The following is a 17,854-nucleotide window of genomic DNA, read 5'->3' on the forward strand; positions in this document are numbered from 1 at the left end:
ACGACGTGCGCAGCGCAGGGCCGCCCCAAGCAAGCACAGCCCCCTCGGGGGGCAGCGTAGTACACGTAGTGACAAGCATGGGGGTCATCAAGCCCGGGTGGACCCCACCATGGTCATGGCCGAGGTGATCAGGGCCGAGACTTCGGTCATGTTGCTGGGAACAATCAAGGTGGTCTTGGCGTCGGCGGCGACACGCGAGTAGGCTTCGACGGCCTTTTCGGCCACCTTGAGCTGCACGGCCAGTTCACCGCCAGGCTGGCGGATAGAGGCGGCAATACGCTCGATGGCCTGCGCGGTAGCGTCGGCCACGGCCGTGATCGCGGCCGCTTCACCCTGCGCGTTGTTGATGGCGGCGAGTTTTTCACCTTCGGAGCGTGCGATGAACGCCTCACGCTCACCGGTGGCGATGTTGATCTGTTCCTGGCGGCGACCTTCCGAGGCGGCGATCAGCGCGCGTTTCTCGCGCTCAGCAGTGATCTGCGACTGCATGGCGTGCAGGATCTCCTTGGGGGGGGTGAGGTCCTTGATTTCGTAACGCAGCACCTTGACGCCCCAGTTCAGTGCGGCCTCGTCGATGGCGGCCACGACCTGGGCGTTGATGATGTCGCGTTCCTCGAAGGTCTTGTCGAGCTCGAGCTTGCCGATGACGCTGCGAAGCGAGGTCTGGGCCAGCTGGGTGACGGCGACGATGTAGTTCGATGAGCCGTAGCTGGCGCGCATCGGGTCGGTGACCTGGAAATACAGGATGCCGTCGACCTGCAGCTGGGTGTTGTCGCGCGTGATACAGACCTGGCTGGGGACATCGAGCGGGATTTCCTTGAGCGAGTGTTTGTAGGCGACGCGGTCAATGAAGGGAATCAGGAAATTGAGGCCCGGTGTCAGGCTGCCGTGGAATTTGCCCAGCCGTTCGACGACCCAGGCGTTTTGTTGGGGCACGACCTTGATGCTGCGCGCGATAAAAATGACGGCAATCACCAGGATGACGAGTGCTATTTCCATGAAGTTCTCCGTTAGATCAAAGGGGGTGGACGTTTGCCGCCCACCGCGACAGCATGCAATGTCTCACACTTTTATGACGACCAGGCGGTTTCCGTCCAGCTCCTTGACCTTGAACAGGCCGGGTTCCGGCGCGGCGTGATGACCCGCCAGCACCACTGTCCACTGCGCACCGCGGTATTTCACGCTGGCAGTGGCATCGTCGTTCCATTGCTGCACATGCACGGTCTCGCCGATGTCCATCTGCACGTCCCGGTTGGCATTGGCCTGGGCGGGCTTGGGGCTCTTGCTGCGTTTCCAGTGCCAGGCCACCACGGCGCCGCCGCCGACCGCCGCCGCAACCACAATCTGCAGCATGACGGAGGCACCCAGATGGGCCGCCAGGGCCGCTGCTGTCATGCCGACGGCCAGCATGAGGAGGTAAAACGTGCCTGTGACGAGTTCCAGTGCCACGGCGGCACCTGCCAGCAACCACCAAATTGTCGAATCGGCCAGGGTTGTCATGTCGCGTTCCCTTCGTTTCCTAAAAGCCACATTCTGGGCTACAAACGTCCCGGGGCAAGCTTAACCCCAACCGGGAAAGGCCAAGCCGGCGCCACTGACCGCAAATATCCTTACACTTCGGCCCTGATTCGTTTTTTTTGGCAGCTCCAGGCAAAGGCCTTTTGATGAAATTCCGCTTTCCCATCGTCATCATTGACGAAGACTTCCGCTCCGAAAACACCTCCGGGCTGGGCATTCGCGCCTTGGCGCAGGCCATAGAAACAGAGGGTTTTGAGGTGCTCGGTGTCACCAGCTACGGCGACCTGTCGCAGTTTGCGCAGCAGCAAAGCCGTGCCAGCGCCTTCATCCTGTCGATTGACGACGAAGAGTTCACGCCGGGACCGGACCTGGACCCCGCCGTGCTGAACCTGCGCCACTTCATTGAGGAAGTGCGGCGCAAGAACCTGGACGTGCCGATTTACGTCTATGGCGAGACCAAGACCTCGCGCCACATTCCCAACGACATCCTGCGCGAACTCCACGGCTTCATCCACATGTTCGAGGACACGCCCGAGTTTGTGGCGCGGCACATCATTCGCGAGGCCAAGAGTTACCTCGAAGGCGTGCAGCCGCCGTTTTTCAAGGCGCTGCTCGATTACGCCGAAGACGGTTCCTACTCCTGGCACTGCCCGGGACACTCGGGAGGCGTGGCTTTCCTGAAAAGCCCGGTGGGCCAGATGTTCCACCAGTTTTTTGGCGAGAACATGCTGCGCGCCGACGTCTGCAACGCGGTCGAGGAGCTCGGCCAGCTGCTGGACCACGACGGCCCGGTGGGCGCCTCCGAGCGCAACGCGGCGCGTATCTTCAATGCCGACCACTGCTTTTTTGTGACCAACGGTACGTCCACCTCGAACAAGATGGTCTGGCACCATACCGTGGCGCCCGGCGATGTGGTGGTGGTGGACCGCAACTGCCACAAGTCGATCCTGCACGCGATCATCATGACCGGCTCGATTCCGGTGTTCCTGAAGCCGACACGTAACCACTTCGGCATCATCGGCCCGATTCCGAAAGAAGAGTTCGAGCCGGCTTCCATTCAGGCCAAGATCAAGGCCAACCCGCTGCTCAAGGGCGTGGACGCGAAGAAGGTCAAGCCGCGTGTGTTGACCATCACCCAGTCCACCTACGACGGTGTGCTGTACAACACCGAAACCATCAAGGGCATGCTCGACGGCTATGTGGAGAACCTGCATTTCGATGAAGCGTGGTTGCCGCATGCAGCCTTCCACCCGTTTTACGGCAGCTACCACGCGATGGGAAAAAAACGCGCGCGGCCCAAGCAGGCCATGGTGTATTCGACGCAGTCCATCCACAAGCTGCTGGCCGGCATCAGCCAGGCCAGTCACGTGCTGGTGCAGGACTCGCAGACTGTCAAGCTTGACAGGCACCTCTTCAACGAGGCCTACCTGATGCACACCTCTACCTCCCCGCAGTACAGCATCATTGCCAGCTGCGACGTGGCCGCCGCCATGATGGAGCCGCCCGGCGGCACCGCGCTGGTCGAGGAAAGCATTGCCGAGGCGCTGGACTTCCGCCGCGCGATGCGCAAGGTCGATGAGGAATATGGCGACGACTGGTGGTTCAAGGTCTGGGGCCCGGAAAAACTGGTGGACGAGGGCATTGGCCGCTCGGACGACTGGATCATCAAGGGCGAGTCCAAGAACGCCAAGGCCGGCGTCAACTGGCACGGCTTCGGCAAGATGGCGACCGGCTTCAACATGCTGGACCCGATCAAGTCCACGGTGGTCACACCCGGCATGGACCTGAACGGCAAGTTCGCCAAAACCGGCATTCCAGCCAGCATCGTGACCAAGTTCCTGGCCGAGCATGGTGTGGTCGTGGAGAAAACCGGCCTCTACAGCTTCTTCATCATGTTCACCATCGGCATCACCAAGGGCCGCTGGAACAGCATGCTGACGGCGCTGCAGCAGTTCAAGGACGACTACGCCAAGAACCAGCCGATGTGGCGCATCCTGCCCGAGTTCTGCCAGAAGTACCCCAAGTACGAAAAAATGGGCCTGGCTGACCTGTGTCAGCACATCCACAACCTGTACGCCAAATACGATATTGCGCGGCTGACCACCGACATGTATTTGAGCGACCTCACGCCGGCCATGAAGCCTAGCGACGCTTACGCGCACATCGCCCTGCACAAGACCGAACGCGTCGAGATCGACAAGCTCGAGGGCCGCATCACGGTGGGGCTGGTCACGCCGTATCCGCCGGGCATTCCGCTGCTGATTCCCGGCGAAGTGTTCAACAAGAAAATCGTCGACTACCTGAAGTTCTCACGCGAGTTCAATGCGCAATGTCCGGGCTTTGAGACCGACATTCACGGCCTGGTTGAAGTGGAAGACGCCAACGGCAAGAAGCACTACTACGCCGACTGCGTGAAAGAGTAGAGGCGCTGGGCCGGCAGGCAGCCGGCGGGGGAAGCTCAGGGCCGAGCCGGCGCCATGTCTTCCCGAACCCGCAGGAAGCTCGCAAAGCGGGGAATGCCGCTGTCATTCAAGCCGCGAAACCTGTAGGTCACAACGCTTCCCACGGGCGGCGGGTGGCGCCGCTGTTCGTCGCTGAAGCCGGTGCCCAGCTTGAAGCGTGTGCCCGGCACGCCGTCCTCCCGCACCGTCTCGACCAGCAAGGCGCCCAGCGCGGCGGCATATTTACCCTGGCCCGGCAGGTGAGCCAGCACACGGGCTTCCGCGTCCTCATGCGTCTTGACCTTGAGCAGGTCGTCGGTGCGCGCGGCCTTGTAGAGCGAGGCGCCGCGGTGCAGCATCAGGCCTTCGCCGCCCAGCCTGACAGTCCTGGCCAACAGGCGCTGGAGTTCGCCATGGCTGGCCACCCGAGACTGCGCCACCGCCTGGACCCAGGGTTGGTCGATGCGGCTGACCACCCCGTTCAGGGCCGGAATCCGCTCGGTGAAGGTTCCGGGCTGCGTCGGCAGATCAAACACCATGAAGCGCAGGGCGCGCCATGCGGCATCGTCAGGGGTTTGCTGGCGCACGGTGGAGACCGCCCTGGAGAATTGGCCGCGGCCAGCCCACAACTCGCCGTCCAGGGGCTGCCTGGGCCAACCCGCGGTGAACCAGGCCGGGGCGGCGATGCGTTCGCCGCCGCGTGTCAGCAACTTTTCGCCGTCCCAGTAACCGCGTACCCCGTCTAGTTTTTCACTGACCCAGTAGTCCTGCAGCGCGATGCCGGGGTGGTAGACATTGGCCAGCATCAGCGACGGGCTGTTGCCTGCCGCCGCCGCGGGAAGGGCAGGCGCCAGCAGGGCGGTCAACGCCAGCAGCCAGGGCAGCGCGCAGATGCGAAGGAAAGCGCCGCGCGCGCGGGTGAGAGTGAGCGTGAGTGGAGGTGCCGTCATGTTGCTGGATTTATTGCATGATTCATGCCGAGAGCGCCCGAGGGGAGGGCGCAGGCAGCTATCAAAACAGTAGTATTGCGTTTTCCCGTTCTGGCCGTTTTTCCCGTTTTCCGCGGCCTGCGGCTGACGATTGTGCGGTCTGGGACGGGCCTGCTGCAAGTCTGAACCGGTACAAACTTCATTCATGAACGCCAAAGATGTTGCTTCCATAGAACAGGCCACCCTGGCTGCCGTGGCCCCCGACACCGTGGAGCAGCGGGAAGGCTGGCTGTTGCCTGTCGATCACGGAACCATAGGCCGCGCCAGAAGTGCCGTGCCGCTGCAGCACACGGAGGCTGACCCGGGCGTGCTGGGCCGCATCGAGGCCTATTACGCGGCGCGAGGTCTTCCGGCGGTGTTTCGCCTGGCCACCGACGTCTGTTTTGACGGTTTGCGCCATGAACTGCGCCGGGGCGGCTACAGCGCCGACAAACCCACACTGGTGCAGCTGGGCACGGTGGCGCGCATGCGCGAAGTGTCTTCGCAGGCGAGCGCCGAGGTCCATGCTGCGCCGGATGCGGCCTGGACGGCGCTTTTCCTGGGCGAGGGTTTTGATCCGGTGGACGGCGCCTGCCGGGTCAGGGCACTGGGCCGGGCGCAGGGCTCGGTGTATGCCAGCGTACGTGAGGGCGGCGAAGTTCTCGCCGGCGGGGTGGCGGCTTTTAGCCATGGCTGGGTCAGCGTGCACGGCATGCGCACCGTCGCAGGCCATCGCGGACGCGGACTGGCCCGCCAGGTGCTGGCCGGGCTGGCCGACGCTGCGCTGGCGCGGGGTATGGTGCGGGTCCTGCAGGTGGAAGCCGGCAACACCACTGCGCAGGCGCTGTATCAGCGCGCGGGTTTTGACACCGCTTGGTCTTATGTGTACTGGCGCCGCGCCTGAGCAGCCGGTTCAGCACGGCTATGCTCACATTTTAATAGCTGTTGTCGCCCGTGCATCAAGGGCTGAAGCCATATTTGGCTTCAAACCCGGGATGAGACCCTGAGCCGGTTCAGCTCGCCTCGGCGTCGCGGCCGATGCCGGCCGTGTGGCTGAAGCCGCCATCCACATAGGTGATTTCGGCTGTGACGCCCGAAGCCAGGTCCGAAAGCAGGAAGGCAGCCACGTTGCCCACATCCTCGATGGTGACGTTGCGCCGCAGCGGCGAGGCGGCGGCCACCATGCCGAGCAGCTTGCCGAAGTCCTTGATGCCGCTGGCCGCCAGTGTCTTGATCGGGCCGGCGCTGATGCCGTTGACGCGCATGCCCTTGGGGCCCAGCGATTCGGCGAGGTAACGCACGCTGGCTTCCAGGCTGGCCTTGGCCAGCCCCATGGTGTTGTAGTTGGGAATGGTGCGCTGGGCGCCCAGGTAAGTCAGCGTGAGCAGTGCCGACTTGGGGTTGAGGTGGGGCAGGGCAGCCTTGGCCATCGCCGGAAAACTGTAGGCGCTGATGTCATGCGCAATCTTGAAGCCCTCGCGGGTCAGGCCTTCAAGGAAGTCCCCGGCGATCGCCTCGCGCGGCGCGAAACCGATGCTGTGCACAAAGCCGTCAAAGGTCGGCCAGGTCCTGGCCAGGTCCGCAAACAGGGCCGCAATCTGCGCGTCGTCGCCCACATCGCAGTCAAAAATCAGCTTGGAATCGAAGTCGGCGGCAAATTCGGTGATGCGGTCCTTGAAACGCTCGCCCACATAGCTGAAGGCTAGCTCGGCCCCCTGGGCATGGCAGGCCTTGGCAATGCCGTAAGCGATGGACCGGTTGGACAGGACGCCCGTGATCAAGAGTTTTTTGCCGGTGAGAAATCCCGTGGGTGTGCCCATGCTTGTGCTCCAGTGTGTGCGAGGAAACGGGCAAAGGGCGCGCTGCGTGCATGGCGCTCTTTGCCAACCTAAGTAGTGCAGAATTGTCGCATGCGGGATTTGTCGTTTTTGCGGGCCTTGATGACGGCCGTTCTGGTCTGCCTGGCGCCGGCGTCCTGGGCTGCCCACGCCTATGCGCAGTTCGGCGACATCAAGTACCCGCCGGGCTTCACCCACTTCGACTACGTCAACCCCGCCGCGCCCAAGGGCGGCGAGATCCGCATGGTGCCGCCGACCCGGCCCACCAACTTCGACAAGTTCAACCCCTTCACGCTGCGCGGCACCGCGCCCTACGGCATCGGCACGCTGATGATCGAGAGCCTGCTGACCGGCAACGCCGAGGAGCCGACCACCGCCTACGGGCTGCTGGCCGACGACGTCGAGGTGGCGCCGGACCGGCTGTCGGCCACCTTCCGCCTGCATCCCAAGGCGCGCTTTCAGGACGGCTCGCCGGTGCTGGCCGCTGATGTGCTGCATTCGTTCACGCAGTTGACCGGCAAGCTGGCCGCGCCGCAATACCGCAGCATCTACGCCGAGGTCAAGGCGGTGAAGGTGCTCGCCGAACGGGTGGTGCGTTTCGATTTCGCAGTGCCCAACCCCGAGTTGCCGCTGGTCGTGGGCGGCATGCCGGTGTTCAGCCGCGCCTGGGGCGGCGGCAAACCGTTTGACCGCATCGTGTCCGACCTGCCCATAGGCTCCGGCCCCTACAAGCCCGCCAGCCTGGCCATGGGGCGCGACATCACCTATGTCCGCGACCCGGCCTACTGGGGCGCCGAGCTGCCCAGCCGCAAGGGGCAGTTCAACTTCGACCGCATCACCTTCAAGATCTACCTTGACGAAACCTCGCGTTTTGAGGGCCTGAAAGCCGGCGAATACGACTTCATGCGCGAGTTCATCTCGCGCAACTGGGCGCGCCAGTACACCGGCAAGCAGTTCAGCTCGGGCGAACTTATCAAGCGGGCTTTCGAGAACCGCAACCCCGGCGACTTCCAGGGCTATGTGTTCAACCTGCGCAAGGAAAAATTCCAGGATGTACGCGTGCGCCAAGCCATCGGGCTGGCCATGGATTTCGAGTGGATGAATCGCCAGCTGTTCTACGGCATCTACAAACGTGTCAACGGCTATTTTCCGAACAGCGAGTTTCATGCCGCTGGGCTGCCCAAGCCCGACGAACTGGCGCTGCTGGAGCCGCTGCGCGCCAGGCTCACACCTGCAGTGTTTGGCACGGTGCCGGTGGCGCCCGCCACCACGCCACCGGGCAGCCTGCGGCAGAACCTGCGTCAGGCCCAGGCGCTGCTGCGCGAAGCCGGCTGGACTTACCGCGATGGCGCGCTGCGCAATGCCAAAGGTGAGGCCTTCACGATGGAGTTCCTCAACGACCAGCCTTCACTGGTGCGCATCGTCGGGCCTTTCCAGAAAGCGCTGGAAAAGCTGGGCATCACCATGACTTACCGGGTGGTCGATTTTTCCCTGTCCAAGCAGAAGATGGACGCCTTCGATTTCGAGATCACGACCTTGCGGCTGCCGGGCTCGACCGCACCGGGCAGCGAGTTGCTGGAGCGTTTTGGCTCTGAAGCGGCAAAGACGCCCGGCTCGTCCAATGTCTGGGGCATTGCCGACCCGGCGGTTGATGCCTTGCTGCAAAAGGTGGTGACCGCCAGAACCCGCCCCGAGCTGGGCGCCGCCATGCGTGCGCTGGACCGGGTGCTGACGCACGGCTTTTACTCGGTGCCGCAGTACTACGGCGACGCCTTCCTGATCGGTTACCGGCCTGCGCCGTTTGTGTTGCCGGCGACAATTCCACCGTACTACCAGGCGGACACCTGGGCCATGAGCACGTGGTGGGCTTCGAGCGCGAATAAATGACCTCCCACGCTTTTCACTTCATGCATTTGCTGCCCCCTGCATAACCATGGCCAGCTACATCCTCAAGCGCCTGCTGCTGATGATTCCCACCCTGCTGGGGGTGCTGCTGCTGACCTTTGCCATGGTGCAGTTTGTGCCCGGCGGCCCGGTCGAGCAGATGGTGGCGCAGCTGCAGGGGCGCGATTCCGGTGGCGAGCGGGCGGCGGCCACCGGCTCCGGCTACCGTGGCCGCCAGGGCCTGGACGCGCAGCGCATCGAGGAAATCCGGGCGCTGTATGGCTTTGACAAACCCGTGCACCAGCGCTTTTTCCAGATGCTGGGGCAGTTCGCGCGGTTTGATCTCGGGAAAAGTTTTTACCAGCACAAGGACGTCTGGCAACTGGTCAAGGAAAAGCTGCCGGTGTCCATCAGCCTGGGGCTGTGGACCTTTTTCATCAGCTACCTGATCGCCGTGCCGCTCGGTGTGGCCAAGGCGGTGCGCGCCGGCTCCCGTTTTGACTTTGTCACCACGCTGATCGTGCTGATCGGTTACGCCATTCCCGGCTTTGTGCTGGGCGTGGCGCTGCTCGTGATTTTTGGAGGGCAACTGCAGTGGTTTCCCTTGCGCGGGCTGACTTCGTCGAACTGGGAGACCCTCAGCTGGGGCGCCCGCATCACGGACTACCTGTGGCACATCACCTTGCCGGTCACGGCCATGGTGCTGGGGAGTTTTGCGGTCACGGCGGTGCTGACCAAAAACTCATTTCTGGAAGAAATTCGCAAGCAGTATGTGCTGACGGCGCGCGCCAAAGGCCTGTCCGAGCGCCAGGTGCTCTGGAAACACGTGTTTCGCAATGCGCTGATCCCCATCATCACGGGTTTTCCGTCGGCCTTCATCGGCGCTTTTTTCACCGGTTCGCTGCTGATCGAAACCCTCTTTTCGCTCGACGGCCTGGGCCTGCTCAGTTATGAAAGCGTGATCCGGCGCGACTACCCGGTGGTGCTGGGCACGCTGTACCTGTTCACCTTGATTGGCCTGCTGACCAAGCTGGTCTCGGACCTTTGTTATGTCTGGGTTGATCCCCGTGTCAAATTTGATTAGCCCCCCCGAAGCGGCCGAAGGCCGCCTCCCCCCCAGGGGGGCGCAGCCTGTGGACGGGCAAAGCCCGATCCACGGCGGCCCTGAAACAGACAAGCCCGTGTCCAGGTCTCCTTCTGGGCGGGCCTGGCAGCGTTTCCGGCGCAACAAGCTGGGCTACCGCAGCCTGGTGATTTTCTGCGTGCTGGTGGTGCTGAGCCTGTTTGCCGAGGTGTTGTCCAACGACCGGCCGTTGCTGGTGCGTTACGAGGGTGCGTTCTACTTTCCGCTGGTCCGGGACTATTCGGAGAAAACCTTTGGCGGGGATTTCGACACACCGACCGATTACCTCGATCCCTTTGTCCGCGCCAAACTCAGGGAAGGGGACAATTGGTCGGTTTATCCGCTCAATCCCTACGGCCCGCGCACCATCAACTATTTTGCGAAGGAGCCGAACCCGTCGGCGCCGTCGCGCGACAACCTGTTTGGTACCGACGACCGCGGACGCGACCTGCTGGCCCAGCTGATCTACGGCTTCCGCCTCAGTGTGCTGTTCGGGCTGGCGCTGACGCTGATCGGTGTGGTGGTCGGCATCATCACCGGGGCGGTGCAGGGTTATGTGGGCGGCAAGACCGACCTGGCCTTCCAGCGTTTCATTGAAATCTGGGGTTCCATGCCCGAGCTCTACCTCTTGATCATTTTCAGCGCAATTTTTGCGCCCAGCGTGGCTGTGCTGCTGCTGCTGCTGAGCCTGTTCGGCTGGATGGGCCTGTCCGACTATGTGCGCGCCGAGTTTTTGCGCAACCGGCAGATGGATTACGTGCGCGCTGCGCGCGCGCTGGGTGTCGGCAACCTGCAGATCATGTGGCGCCACATCCTGCCCAACAGCCTGACGCCGGTGGTCACCTTTCTGCCTTTTCGCATGAGCGCGGCGATTCTGGCGCTGACCTCGCTCGATTTTCTGGGCCTGGGTGTGCCGCCCGGCACGCCCTCGCTGGGAGAGTTGCTGTCCCAGGGCAAGGCCAACATCGACGCCTGGTGGATCTCCCTGTCGACCTTCGCGGTGCTGGTGATGACTTTGCTGCTGCTGACCTTCATGGGGGATGCGCTGCGGGATGCGCTGGACCCACGGAAAGCGGACAAATGACGGCCCCCACGCTCCGCACTGACGTGTCGTCGCTGCCCCCCGAGGGGGCTGAACTTGCTCGGGGCGGCCCTTCGCCGCGTTCGACGGCCCCCACGCCCGGCACGGAGGTGTCCTGTCTTCTTGAGGTCAAGAATCTGCGCGTGTCCTTCGCCGGCAAGGAGGTTGTGCGCGGCATCGACTTTTCCATCCAGCCCGGTGAAAAACTCGCGCTGGTCGGGGAGTCGGGCTCCGGAAAAACCGTCACCGCACTGAGCCTGCTGCGCCTCGTGCAGAACGCTGCCATCAGCGGCAAGGCGACCTTCGCCGGACATGACGGGGCTGTCGACCTGCTGTCCCTGCCCGAGCGGGCCTTGCGCGGTATCCGCGGCCAGGACATCGCGATGATTTTCCAGGAGCCGATGACGGCCCTGAACCCGCTGTTCACCGTGGGTGAGCAGATTGCCGAAGTCCTGCAGCTGAAAAAGGCCCTGACGCCCGCCGAATCTGCGCAGGCAGCTATTAAATTGCTAGCGGATACCGGCATCCCCGAGGCCGCCCGGCGTGCGGGCTCCTACCCGCACCAGCTCTCGGGCGGCCAGCGCCAGCGCGCCATGATTGCCATGGCGCTGGCCTGTCAGCCCAAATTGTTGCTGGCCGACGAGCCGACCACGGCGCTGGATGTCACGCTGCGCACGCAGATCCTGGACCTGCTGACCGGGCTGCAGCAGCGCAACGGCATGGCGGTGCTCCTGATCACCCACGACCTGAACCTGGTTCGGCGCTTTGCCGACCGCATTGCCGTGATGGAGGACGGGCGCATTGTGGAGACCGGGCCGGTGGCGCAGGTGTTCGAGCAGCCGCAGCATGCCTACACCCGCAAACTGATCGACAGCCGGCCGGCACGCGATGTGGTGGAGCGCCGGGTTGACCCGGCCGCCGCCGCGGTGCTGCAGGCCCGGGACCTGCGGGTGACGTACCCGCTGCCGATTCCCGGGGTGCGCGGCTGGTTTCGCAAGGGCGAGTTTGTGGCACTCCATGGCGCCAGTTTCCAGGTCCCCGCCGGCCAGACCCTGGGGGTGATCGGGGAGTCCGGGTCGGGCAAATCCACGCTGGCCCTGGCCGCGCTGGGCCTGCATCCGCACCAGGGGCAGCTGCTGGCGGCGGGCCAGGCCTGGAGCGGCGATGCGGCCGCCAACAAACGTATCCGCCGCGCGGTGCAGGTGGTGTTCCAGGACCCGTTTTCCTCGCTCTCGCCGCGCATGACGGTCGAGGAAATTGTCGGGGAAGGCCTGCGCGTGCACGAGCCGGGGCTGTCCGCCGGCCAGCGGCGTGAGCGGGTGCTGCAGGCGCTGGCGGAGGTGGGCATGGGCGAGACGCAGTTTCCGGGGTTGTTACAGCGTTATCCGCACGAGTTTTCCGGGGGCCAGCGCCAGCGCCTGGCGATTGCCCGGGCCCTGATCATCCAGCCCCAATTGCTGGTGCTGGACGAACCGACCAGCGCCCTGGACGTGACGATCCAGAAACAGGTGCTTCAGCTGCTGCAAAAACTCCAGCGCGAGCATGGCCTGAGCTACCTGTTGATCACCCACGACGTGGACGTGATCCGGGCCATGGCGCACCAGGTCATGGTGCTCAAGGACGGCGAGGTGCTGGAAGCCGGCAGCGTGGACGAGGTGCTGGAGCGGCCGCAGCATCCTTACACCCAGACCCTGGTGGCGGCACAAGGCTGACGCGAACTCTGTCAATTCAGGCCATTATTTTCTGATTTCGCCGCTTTCCCCGGAATTTGCGGATACCGCACCGGCCCGGCCTGCGCGAGCGGCAGTGAATTCCGGCATGTAAACTGCTTGCACAGGCGTCAGCAGCAGGTTACAATATGCGCTTCACGACCAAATGGGCGGGTTTTCACCGCCCATTTTTTTTGGGCGTTTGTTTTTGCAACCCTGACTTTTACGAAGCTGCTTTTTTAGAACTGAATGGCATTACACGAGACGATTGAGCAAACAGTCACAGGACTGGGTTACGAGCTGGTGGACATCGAGCGCACCGCCGGTGGTTTGCTGCGCGTGACGATTGACCAGCCTTATGTCCAGGGTGCCGAACAGTTCATCAATGCGGAAGACTGCGAAAAAGTCACGCGCCAGCTGCAGTTTGTGCTGGAAGTGGAAGGGGCCGCGTATTCCCGCCTCGAAGTGAGCTCGCCGGGCATAGACCGCCCCTTGCGCAGCGAAAAGGATTTCGAGCGGTTTGCAGGCGAGTTGATCGACCTCACGCTGAAGGCGCCCATCGGGGCGGCGGCCGCGGCCGGGTCCGGCGTGTCGGCCAGCCGTAAAAAATTCCGCGGCACGCTCGAGCGTGCGGCTTCCGGGTGGCAGATTGTGTGGAGCGAAGAGCCCGCCGTCAAACCCGGGCAAAAGATAAGCAAGAAGAGGATTCCCGCACCGCTGCAGGCGCTGGGTTTCACGCTGGATGAAATAGTGCAGGCGCGTCTGGCGCCCGTTGTCGACTTCAAGGGGCGCCGGCCGAAAAGCGCACCCGCCACAGAGATATAAAGAAAGGCAGGCTTGTGAAATGAATCGCGAACTGTTGATGTTGGTTGATGCCATATCGCGTGAGAAAAATGTTGAACGTGACGTCGTCTTTGGCGCGGTCGAGCTTGCGCTCGCCTCGGCCACCAAAAAGGTGTACGCAGACGGTGTAGACATCCGCGTGGTGGTGGACCGTGATAGCGGCAACTACGAAACCTTCCGTCGCTGGCTGGTGGTGCCTGACGAAGCCGGTCTGCAAAACCCCGAAGCCGAAGAGCTGGTCAGCGATGCGCGCGACGAGATCGCGGACATCGAAGAAGGCGACTACATCGAAAAGCCGGTCGAAAGCCTGCCGATCGGCCGCATTGGCGCACAAGCGGCCAAACAGGTCATCCTGCAGAAAATCCGTGACGCCGAGCGCGAGATGCTGCTCAACGACTTCATGTCACGCGGCGAGAAAATTTTTGTCGGCACCGTCAAGCGCATGGACAAGGGCGACATCATTGTCGAATCCGGCCGTGTTGAGGGCCGACTGCGCCGCAGCGACATGATTCCGAAGGAAAACCTGCGCTCCGGTGACCGCGTTCGCGCCATGATCATGGAAGTTGACAACACCCTGCGTGGTGCACCCATCATCCTGTCGCGCACCGCGCCCGAGTTCATGATCGAGCTGTTCCGCCAGGAAGTGCCCGAGATCGAGCAGGGCCTGCTGGAGATCAAATCCTGCGCCCGCGACCCTGGTTCGCGCGCCAAGATTGCCGTGCTGTCGCACGACAAACGCGTCGATCCGATCGGCACCTGTGTCGGCGTGCGCGGCACCCGTGTCAACGGCGTGACCAACGAACTCGCCGGCGAACGTGTCGACATCGTGCTGTGGAGCGAGGATCCGGCCCAGTTCGTGATTGGTGCGCTGGCCCCGGCCAACGTGTCGTCCATCGTGGTGGACGAAGAGCGTCACGCCATGGATGTCGTGGTGGACGAGGAAAACCTCGCCATCTCGATCGGCCGTGGCGGGCAGAACGTGCGCCTTGCCGCAGAACTGACCGGCTGGAAGATCAACATCATGACGGCCGACGAGTCTGCCGAGAAGCAGGCGACCGAGACCGACACCAGCCGCAAGCTTTTCATGGAAAAACTCGATGTGGACGAGGAAATCGCCGACATCCTGATCTCCGAAGGCTTCACCAGCCTGGAAGAAGTCGCCTATGTGCCGCTCCAGGAAATGCTGGAGATCGAGTCCTTCGACGAGGACACGGTCAACGAACTGCGCACGCGCGCCAAGGACGCCTTGCTGACGATGGAAATCGCCAGGGAAGAAGATGTTGAGGGCGTTTCGCAGAACCTTCGCGATGTCGAAGGCCTGACGCCGGAACTGATTGCCAAATTGACCGATGCGGGCGTGAGCACCCGTGACGACCTGGCCGATCTGGCCGTCGATGAATTAACCGATATCACCGGCCAGTCTGCGGACGAAGCCAAAGCCCTGATCATGACCGCACGCGCGCACTGGTTTGCCGATGAGGCTGCAGAGCCCGCCGCGCCGGCAACGGCCCAAGAGCAATGATCATGGAGGCCAGCAGGAAAAAAACATATGTCCAGTACCACTACCGTCGCTGAATTCGCAGCTGAACTGAATAAACCCACCGCCACCCTGATCGAGCAATTGACCAGTGCCGGTGTTGCCAAGGCGCAGGCCTCGGATCCCCTGTCAGAGGCCGACAAGCAGAAGCTGCTGAGCTATCTGCAGGCGGCCCACGGCACCGCCAGTGCCGAGCGCAAGAAAATCACGCTGGTCAAGAAATCGACCACCGAAATCAAGCAGGCCGATGCCACCGGCCGCGCGCGGACCATCCAGGTCGAGGTGCGCAAAAAACGCACCTTCATCAAGCGCGATGAAGGGTCGGAGCAGCCTGTCGAAGAAGTGGCCGTGCCGGCTGCCGCACCTGAAGTGCCGGTGATTGACAATGCCGAACTGGTTCGCCGCGAGGAAGAGGCCAGCCGCCACGCCGAACTGCTGCGTCGGCAGGAAGAAGAACTGACCGAAAAACGCCGCCTGCGTGAAGAGCAGGACGCCAGGGACCAGGCCATTGAAAATGAGCGCCAGGCCGCCGAGCAAAGCGCGCTGGCTGCTGCGCAAGTCGCCGAGGCTGCCAGGAAGCTGGAAAAACCCACCATCGGCAAGATCATTCCAGCCAAGGCTGCGGCTGCGCAAGCGCCTGCTGAGCCGGACAGCGCTGCCGTGGCGCTGGCGGCTTCGAAAGCCGCCGACGCCAGTGCCGCCCAGGCAGCCGCCAAGGCCAAGGCCACCGCCGAGTTCCAGGCCGACGCCGTGAAGGCGCAGGACCTGCAGGACCGCCGCAAGAAAGCCGAGGCAGAGGCCGCCGGCATTCGCGCCATGATGAACGCACCCAAGCGTGTTCTGGTGCCGCACGTCGACCCCAAGGCCGTCATCAAGGGCACGCTGCACAAGCCTGCCGTCGTCCCGGGCGCTGCGAAGCCGGCTGCGCCGGGTGCGGTGGCGGGTGCCGCGGGCAAGAAGGAAGTCAAGTCGGAGAACCTGTCTTCGACCTGGAAAGACGACGCCGCCAAGAAAAAAGGCGAGATCAAGACCCGTGGTGCGCCCGTCGTGCCGGGTCGTGGCAATTTCCGTGGCGGCCCGCGCGGCCGTCGCAGTTCGGACCGCGATTCGCGTTCCGAGTCCAGCTTTGTGGCGCCGACCGAGTTCAAGGTCATCGAGGTGCATGTGCCGGAGACCATCACGGTGGCCGAGCTGGCCCACAAGATGAGCGTGAAGTCGTCCGAGGTCATCAAGCACCTGATGAAGCTGGGCCAGATGGTCACCATCAACCAGCCGCTGGACCAGGACACCGCGATGATCGTCGTGGAAGAGATGGGCCACAAGGCAGTCACGGCTTCGCTGGACGATCCGGAAGCTTTTGCCGACGAGGACGTCCAGGGCCAGCAGGCCGAGTTGCTGCCGCGCGCGCCGGTTGTGACCGTCATGGGTCACGTCGACCACGGCAAAACCTCGCTGCTCGACTACATCCGTACGGCCAAAGTGGCCTCCGGCGAAGCCGGTGGCATCACCCAGCACATCGGTGCCTACCACGTGGAAACCCCGCGCGGCATGGTGTCCTTCCTGGACACGCCGGGCCACGAAGCGTTTACCGCCATGCGTGCCCGTGGCGCCCAGGCCACCGACATTGTGATCCTGGTGGTGGCGGCCGACGACGGCGTCATGCCGCAGACCAGGGAAGCCATCAAGCATGCGAAAGCGGCCGGGGTGCCTATCGTCGTGGCGATCAACAAGATTGACAAGCCCGGTATCAACATGGAGCGTGTCAAGGGCGAGCTGGTCACCGAAGAAGTGATTCCTGAAGAGTTCGGCGGCGACGTGCCTTTTGTCGGCGTGTCGGCCCATACCGGCGCCGGCATCGATGCCCTGCTCGAGCAGGTGCTGCTGCAGGCCGAGGTGCTGGAACTGAAGGCGCCGGTGGATGCGCTGGCCAAGGGCCTGGTGATCGAAGCCCGCCTTGACAAGGGCCGTGGCCCGGTGGCGACCGTGCTGGTGCAGTCCGGCACGCTCAAGGCCGGCGACGTGGTGCTGGCCGGTTCGACCTTTGGCCGCGTGCGCGCCATGCTGGACGAAAACGGCAAGCCGATCAAGACGGCGGGCCCATCGATTCCGGTGGAAATCCAGGGTCTGACGGAAGTGCCGCAGGCCGGTGACGAATTCATGGTCATGCTCGACGAACGTCGTGCCCGTGAAATTGCCACCTACCGTGCCGGCAAGTTCCGCAACACCAAGCTGGCCAAGCAGCAGGCGGCCAAGCTGGAGAACATGTTCTCCGACATCGGCGCCGGCGAGGTCAAGATGCTTCCGATCATCATCAAGGCCGATGTACAGGGTTCGCAGGAAGCGCTGGCGCAGTCGCTGCTCAAGCTCTCGACCGACGAGGTCAAGGTGCAGCTGGTCTACTCCGGTGTCGGCGGCATTTCCGAGTCCGACGTCAATCTGGCGATCGCCTCCAAGGCCGTGGTGATCGGGTTCAACACCCGCGCCGATGCCCAGGCCCGCAAGCTGGCCGAAAACAACGGTGTGGACCTTCGTTACTACAACATCATTTATGACGCTGTGGACGAGTTGCGCGCTGCCATGTCGGGCATGCTGACGCCGGACAAGAAGGAAGAAGTCATCGGTACGGCCGAGATTCGCCAGGTGTTCAAGGTCAGCAAGATCGGCTCGATTGCCGGCTGTATGGTCACCGCCGGTGTGGTTCGCCGCAGCGCGCGCCTGCGCCTGCTGCGCGAAAACATCGTCATCTTCACCGGTGAACTCGACTCGCTCAAACGTTTCAAGGACGACGCGAAGGAAGTCAAGGAAGGCTTCGAATGCGGCTTGAACGTCAAGGGCTACAACGACATCCAGGTGGGCGACATGCTGGAGTTCTTCGAAATCCGTGAAGTGGCCAGGACACTGGAGGCCTGATC

The 17,854-nt window shown here is 63.2% G+C and carries 13 protein-coding genes; 9 read left to right on the plus strand and 4 right to left on the minus strand.

The window, feature by feature from the left end; translation table 11 throughout:
• Positions 1–87: 87 nt before the first annotated feature.
• Both PSV26_RS17165 and PSV26_RS17170 read right to left on the minus strand, forming a co-directional pair.
• Positions 88–999, minus strand: a complete 912-nt coding sequence (locus PSV26_RS17165) for a stomatin-like protein (protein ID WP_300520460.1) — start codon at positions 997–999, stop codon at positions 88–90.
• Positions 1,000–1,062: 63 nt separating this feature from the next.
• A complete protein-coding gene (locus PSV26_RS17170; RefSeq protein WP_300572704.1) occupies positions 1,063–1,491 on the minus strand; it encodes an NfeD family protein in 429 nt (142 codons plus the stop codon).
• Positions 1,492–1,664: 173 nt separating this feature from the next.
• On the opposite strand from PSV26_RS17170, the gene PSV26_RS17175 reads away from it, so the two are divergent.
• Positions 1,665–3,941, plus strand: a complete 2,277-nt coding sequence (locus PSV26_RS17175; protein WP_300572361.1) for an arginine/lysine/ornithine decarboxylase — start codon at positions 1,665–1,667, stop codon at positions 3,939–3,941.
• Positions 3,942–3,976: 35 nt separating this feature from the next.
• Here PSV26_RS17175 and PSV26_RS17180 read toward each other — a convergent pair whose 3' ends face one another.
• Positions 3,977–4,909 (minus strand): DNA ligase, encoded by a 933-nt coding sequence (locus PSV26_RS17180; protein WP_300572363.1) that lies wholly within the window; start codon positions 4,907–4,909, stop codon positions 3,977–3,979.
• Between the two features lie 184 nt (positions 4,910–5,093).
• Here PSV26_RS17180 and PSV26_RS17185 point away from each other — a divergent pair, with 184 nt between their 5' ends.
• On the plus strand, positions 5,094–5,831 hold the full coding sequence (locus PSV26_RS17185) for a GNAT family N-acetyltransferase (protein ID WP_300572364.1): 738 nt from the start codon (positions 5,094–5,096) through the stop codon (positions 5,829–5,831).
• Between the two features lie 109 nt (positions 5,832–5,940).
• On the opposite strand, the gene fabI is transcribed toward PSV26_RS17185, so the two are convergent.
• Positions 5,941–6,747, minus strand: a complete 807-nt coding sequence (fabI, locus tag PSV26_RS17190) for an enoyl-ACP reductase FabI (RefSeq protein ID WP_300572366.1) — start codon at positions 6,745–6,747, stop codon at positions 5,941–5,943.
• A gap of 120 nt (positions 6,748–6,867) precedes the next feature.
• On the opposite strand from fabI, the gene PSV26_RS17195 reads away from it, so the two are divergent.
• From PSV26_RS17195 to infB, 7 genes are all read left to right on the plus strand, one after another.
• Positions 6,868–8,652, plus strand: a complete 1,785-nt coding sequence (locus tag PSV26_RS17195; protein ID WP_300572707.1) for an extracellular solute-binding protein — start codon at positions 6,868–6,870, stop codon at positions 8,650–8,652.
• A gap of 46 nt (positions 8,653–8,698) precedes the next feature.
• Positions 8,699–9,733 carry a microcin C ABC transporter permease YejB gene (gene yejB / locus PSV26_RS17200; RefSeq protein WP_300572368.1) on the plus strand — a complete coding sequence of 345 codons (1,035 nt, stop codon included), beginning with the start codon at positions 8,699–8,701 and terminating at the stop codon, positions 9,731–9,733.
• On the plus strand, positions 9,717–10,856 hold the full coding sequence (locus PSV26_RS17205) for an ABC transporter permease (RefSeq protein ID WP_300572370.1): 1,140 nt from the start codon (positions 9,717–9,719) through the stop codon (positions 10,854–10,856). The genes yejB and PSV26_RS17205 overlap by 17 nt, the downstream gene beginning before the upstream one ends.
• Positions 10,853–12,565, plus strand: coding sequence for a dipeptide ABC transporter ATP-binding protein (locus PSV26_RS17210; RefSeq protein ID WP_300572372.1), 1,713 nt, complete (start codon positions 10,853–10,855; stop codon positions 12,563–12,565). The genes PSV26_RS17205 and PSV26_RS17210 overlap by 4 nt, the downstream gene beginning before the upstream one ends.
• Before the next feature lie 246 nt (positions 12,566–12,811).
• Positions 12,812–13,387, plus strand: a complete 576-nt coding sequence (rimP, locus tag PSV26_RS17215) for a ribosome maturation factor RimP (RefSeq protein WP_300562994.1) — start codon at positions 12,812–12,814, stop codon at positions 13,385–13,387.
• Between the two features lie 19 nt (positions 13,388–13,406).
• Complete coding sequence (gene nusA / locus PSV26_RS17220; protein ID WP_300520482.1) at positions 13,407–14,927, plus strand: transcription termination factor NusA; 1,521 nt, start codon at positions 13,407–13,409, stop codon at positions 14,925–14,927.
• Positions 14,928–14,954: 27 nt separating this feature from the next.
• Positions 14,955–17,852: a translation initiation factor IF-2 gene (gene infB / locus PSV26_RS17225; protein ID WP_300572373.1), complete on the plus strand. Its 2,898-nt coding sequence runs from the start codon at positions 14,955–14,957 to the stop codon at positions 17,850–17,852.
• Positions 17,853–17,854 lie beyond the last annotated feature (2 nt).

The sequence above is a fragment of the Polaromonas sp. genome (assembly GCF_029945685.1).
Lineage (GTDB): Bacteria > Pseudomonadota > Gammaproteobacteria > Burkholderiales > Burkholderiaceae_C > Polaromonas.

Excerpts from the sequence above, each read along its gene's own strand:
- nusA (WP_300520482.1), top strand. The coding sequence starts at position 13,407 with ATGAATCGCGAACTGTTGATGTTGGTTGATGCCATATCGCGTGAGAAA.
- PSV26_RS17165 (WP_300520460.1), bottom strand. The coding sequence starts at position 999 with ATGGAAATAGCACTCGTCATCCTGGTGATTGCCGTCATTTTTATCGCG.
- PSV26_RS17210 (WP_300572372.1), top strand. The coding sequence starts at position 10,853 with ATGACGGCCCCCACGCTCCGCACTGACGTGTCGTCGCTGCCCCCCGAG.
- PSV26_RS17175 (WP_300572361.1), top strand. The coding sequence starts at position 1,665 with ATGAAATTCCGCTTTCCCATCGTCATCATTGACGAAGACTTCCGCTCC.
- rimP (WP_300562994.1), top strand. The coding sequence starts at position 12,812 with ATGGCATTACACGAGACGATTGAGCAAACAGTCACAGGACTGGGTTAC.
- fabI (WP_300572366.1), bottom strand. The coding sequence starts at position 6,747 with ATGGGCACACCCACGGGATTTCTCACCGGCAAAAAACTCTTGATCACG.
- PSV26_RS17185 (WP_300572364.1), top strand. The coding sequence starts at position 5,094 with ATGAACGCCAAAGATGTTGCTTCCATAGAACAGGCCACCCTGGCTGCC.
- PSV26_RS17195 (WP_300572707.1), top strand. The coding sequence starts at position 6,868 with ATGACGGCCGTTCTGGTCTGCCTGGCGCCGGCGTCCTGGGCTGCCCAC.
- PSV26_RS17180 (WP_300572363.1), bottom strand. The coding sequence starts at position 4,909 with ATGACGGCACCTCCACTCACGCTCACTCTCACCCGCGCGCGCGGCGCT.
- infB (WP_300572373.1), top strand. The coding sequence starts at position 14,955 with ATGTCCAGTACCACTACCGTCGCTGAATTCGCAGCTGAACTGAATAAA.
- yejB (WP_300572368.1), top strand. The coding sequence starts at position 8,699 with ATGGCCAGCTACATCCTCAAGCGCCTGCTGCTGATGATTCCCACCCTG.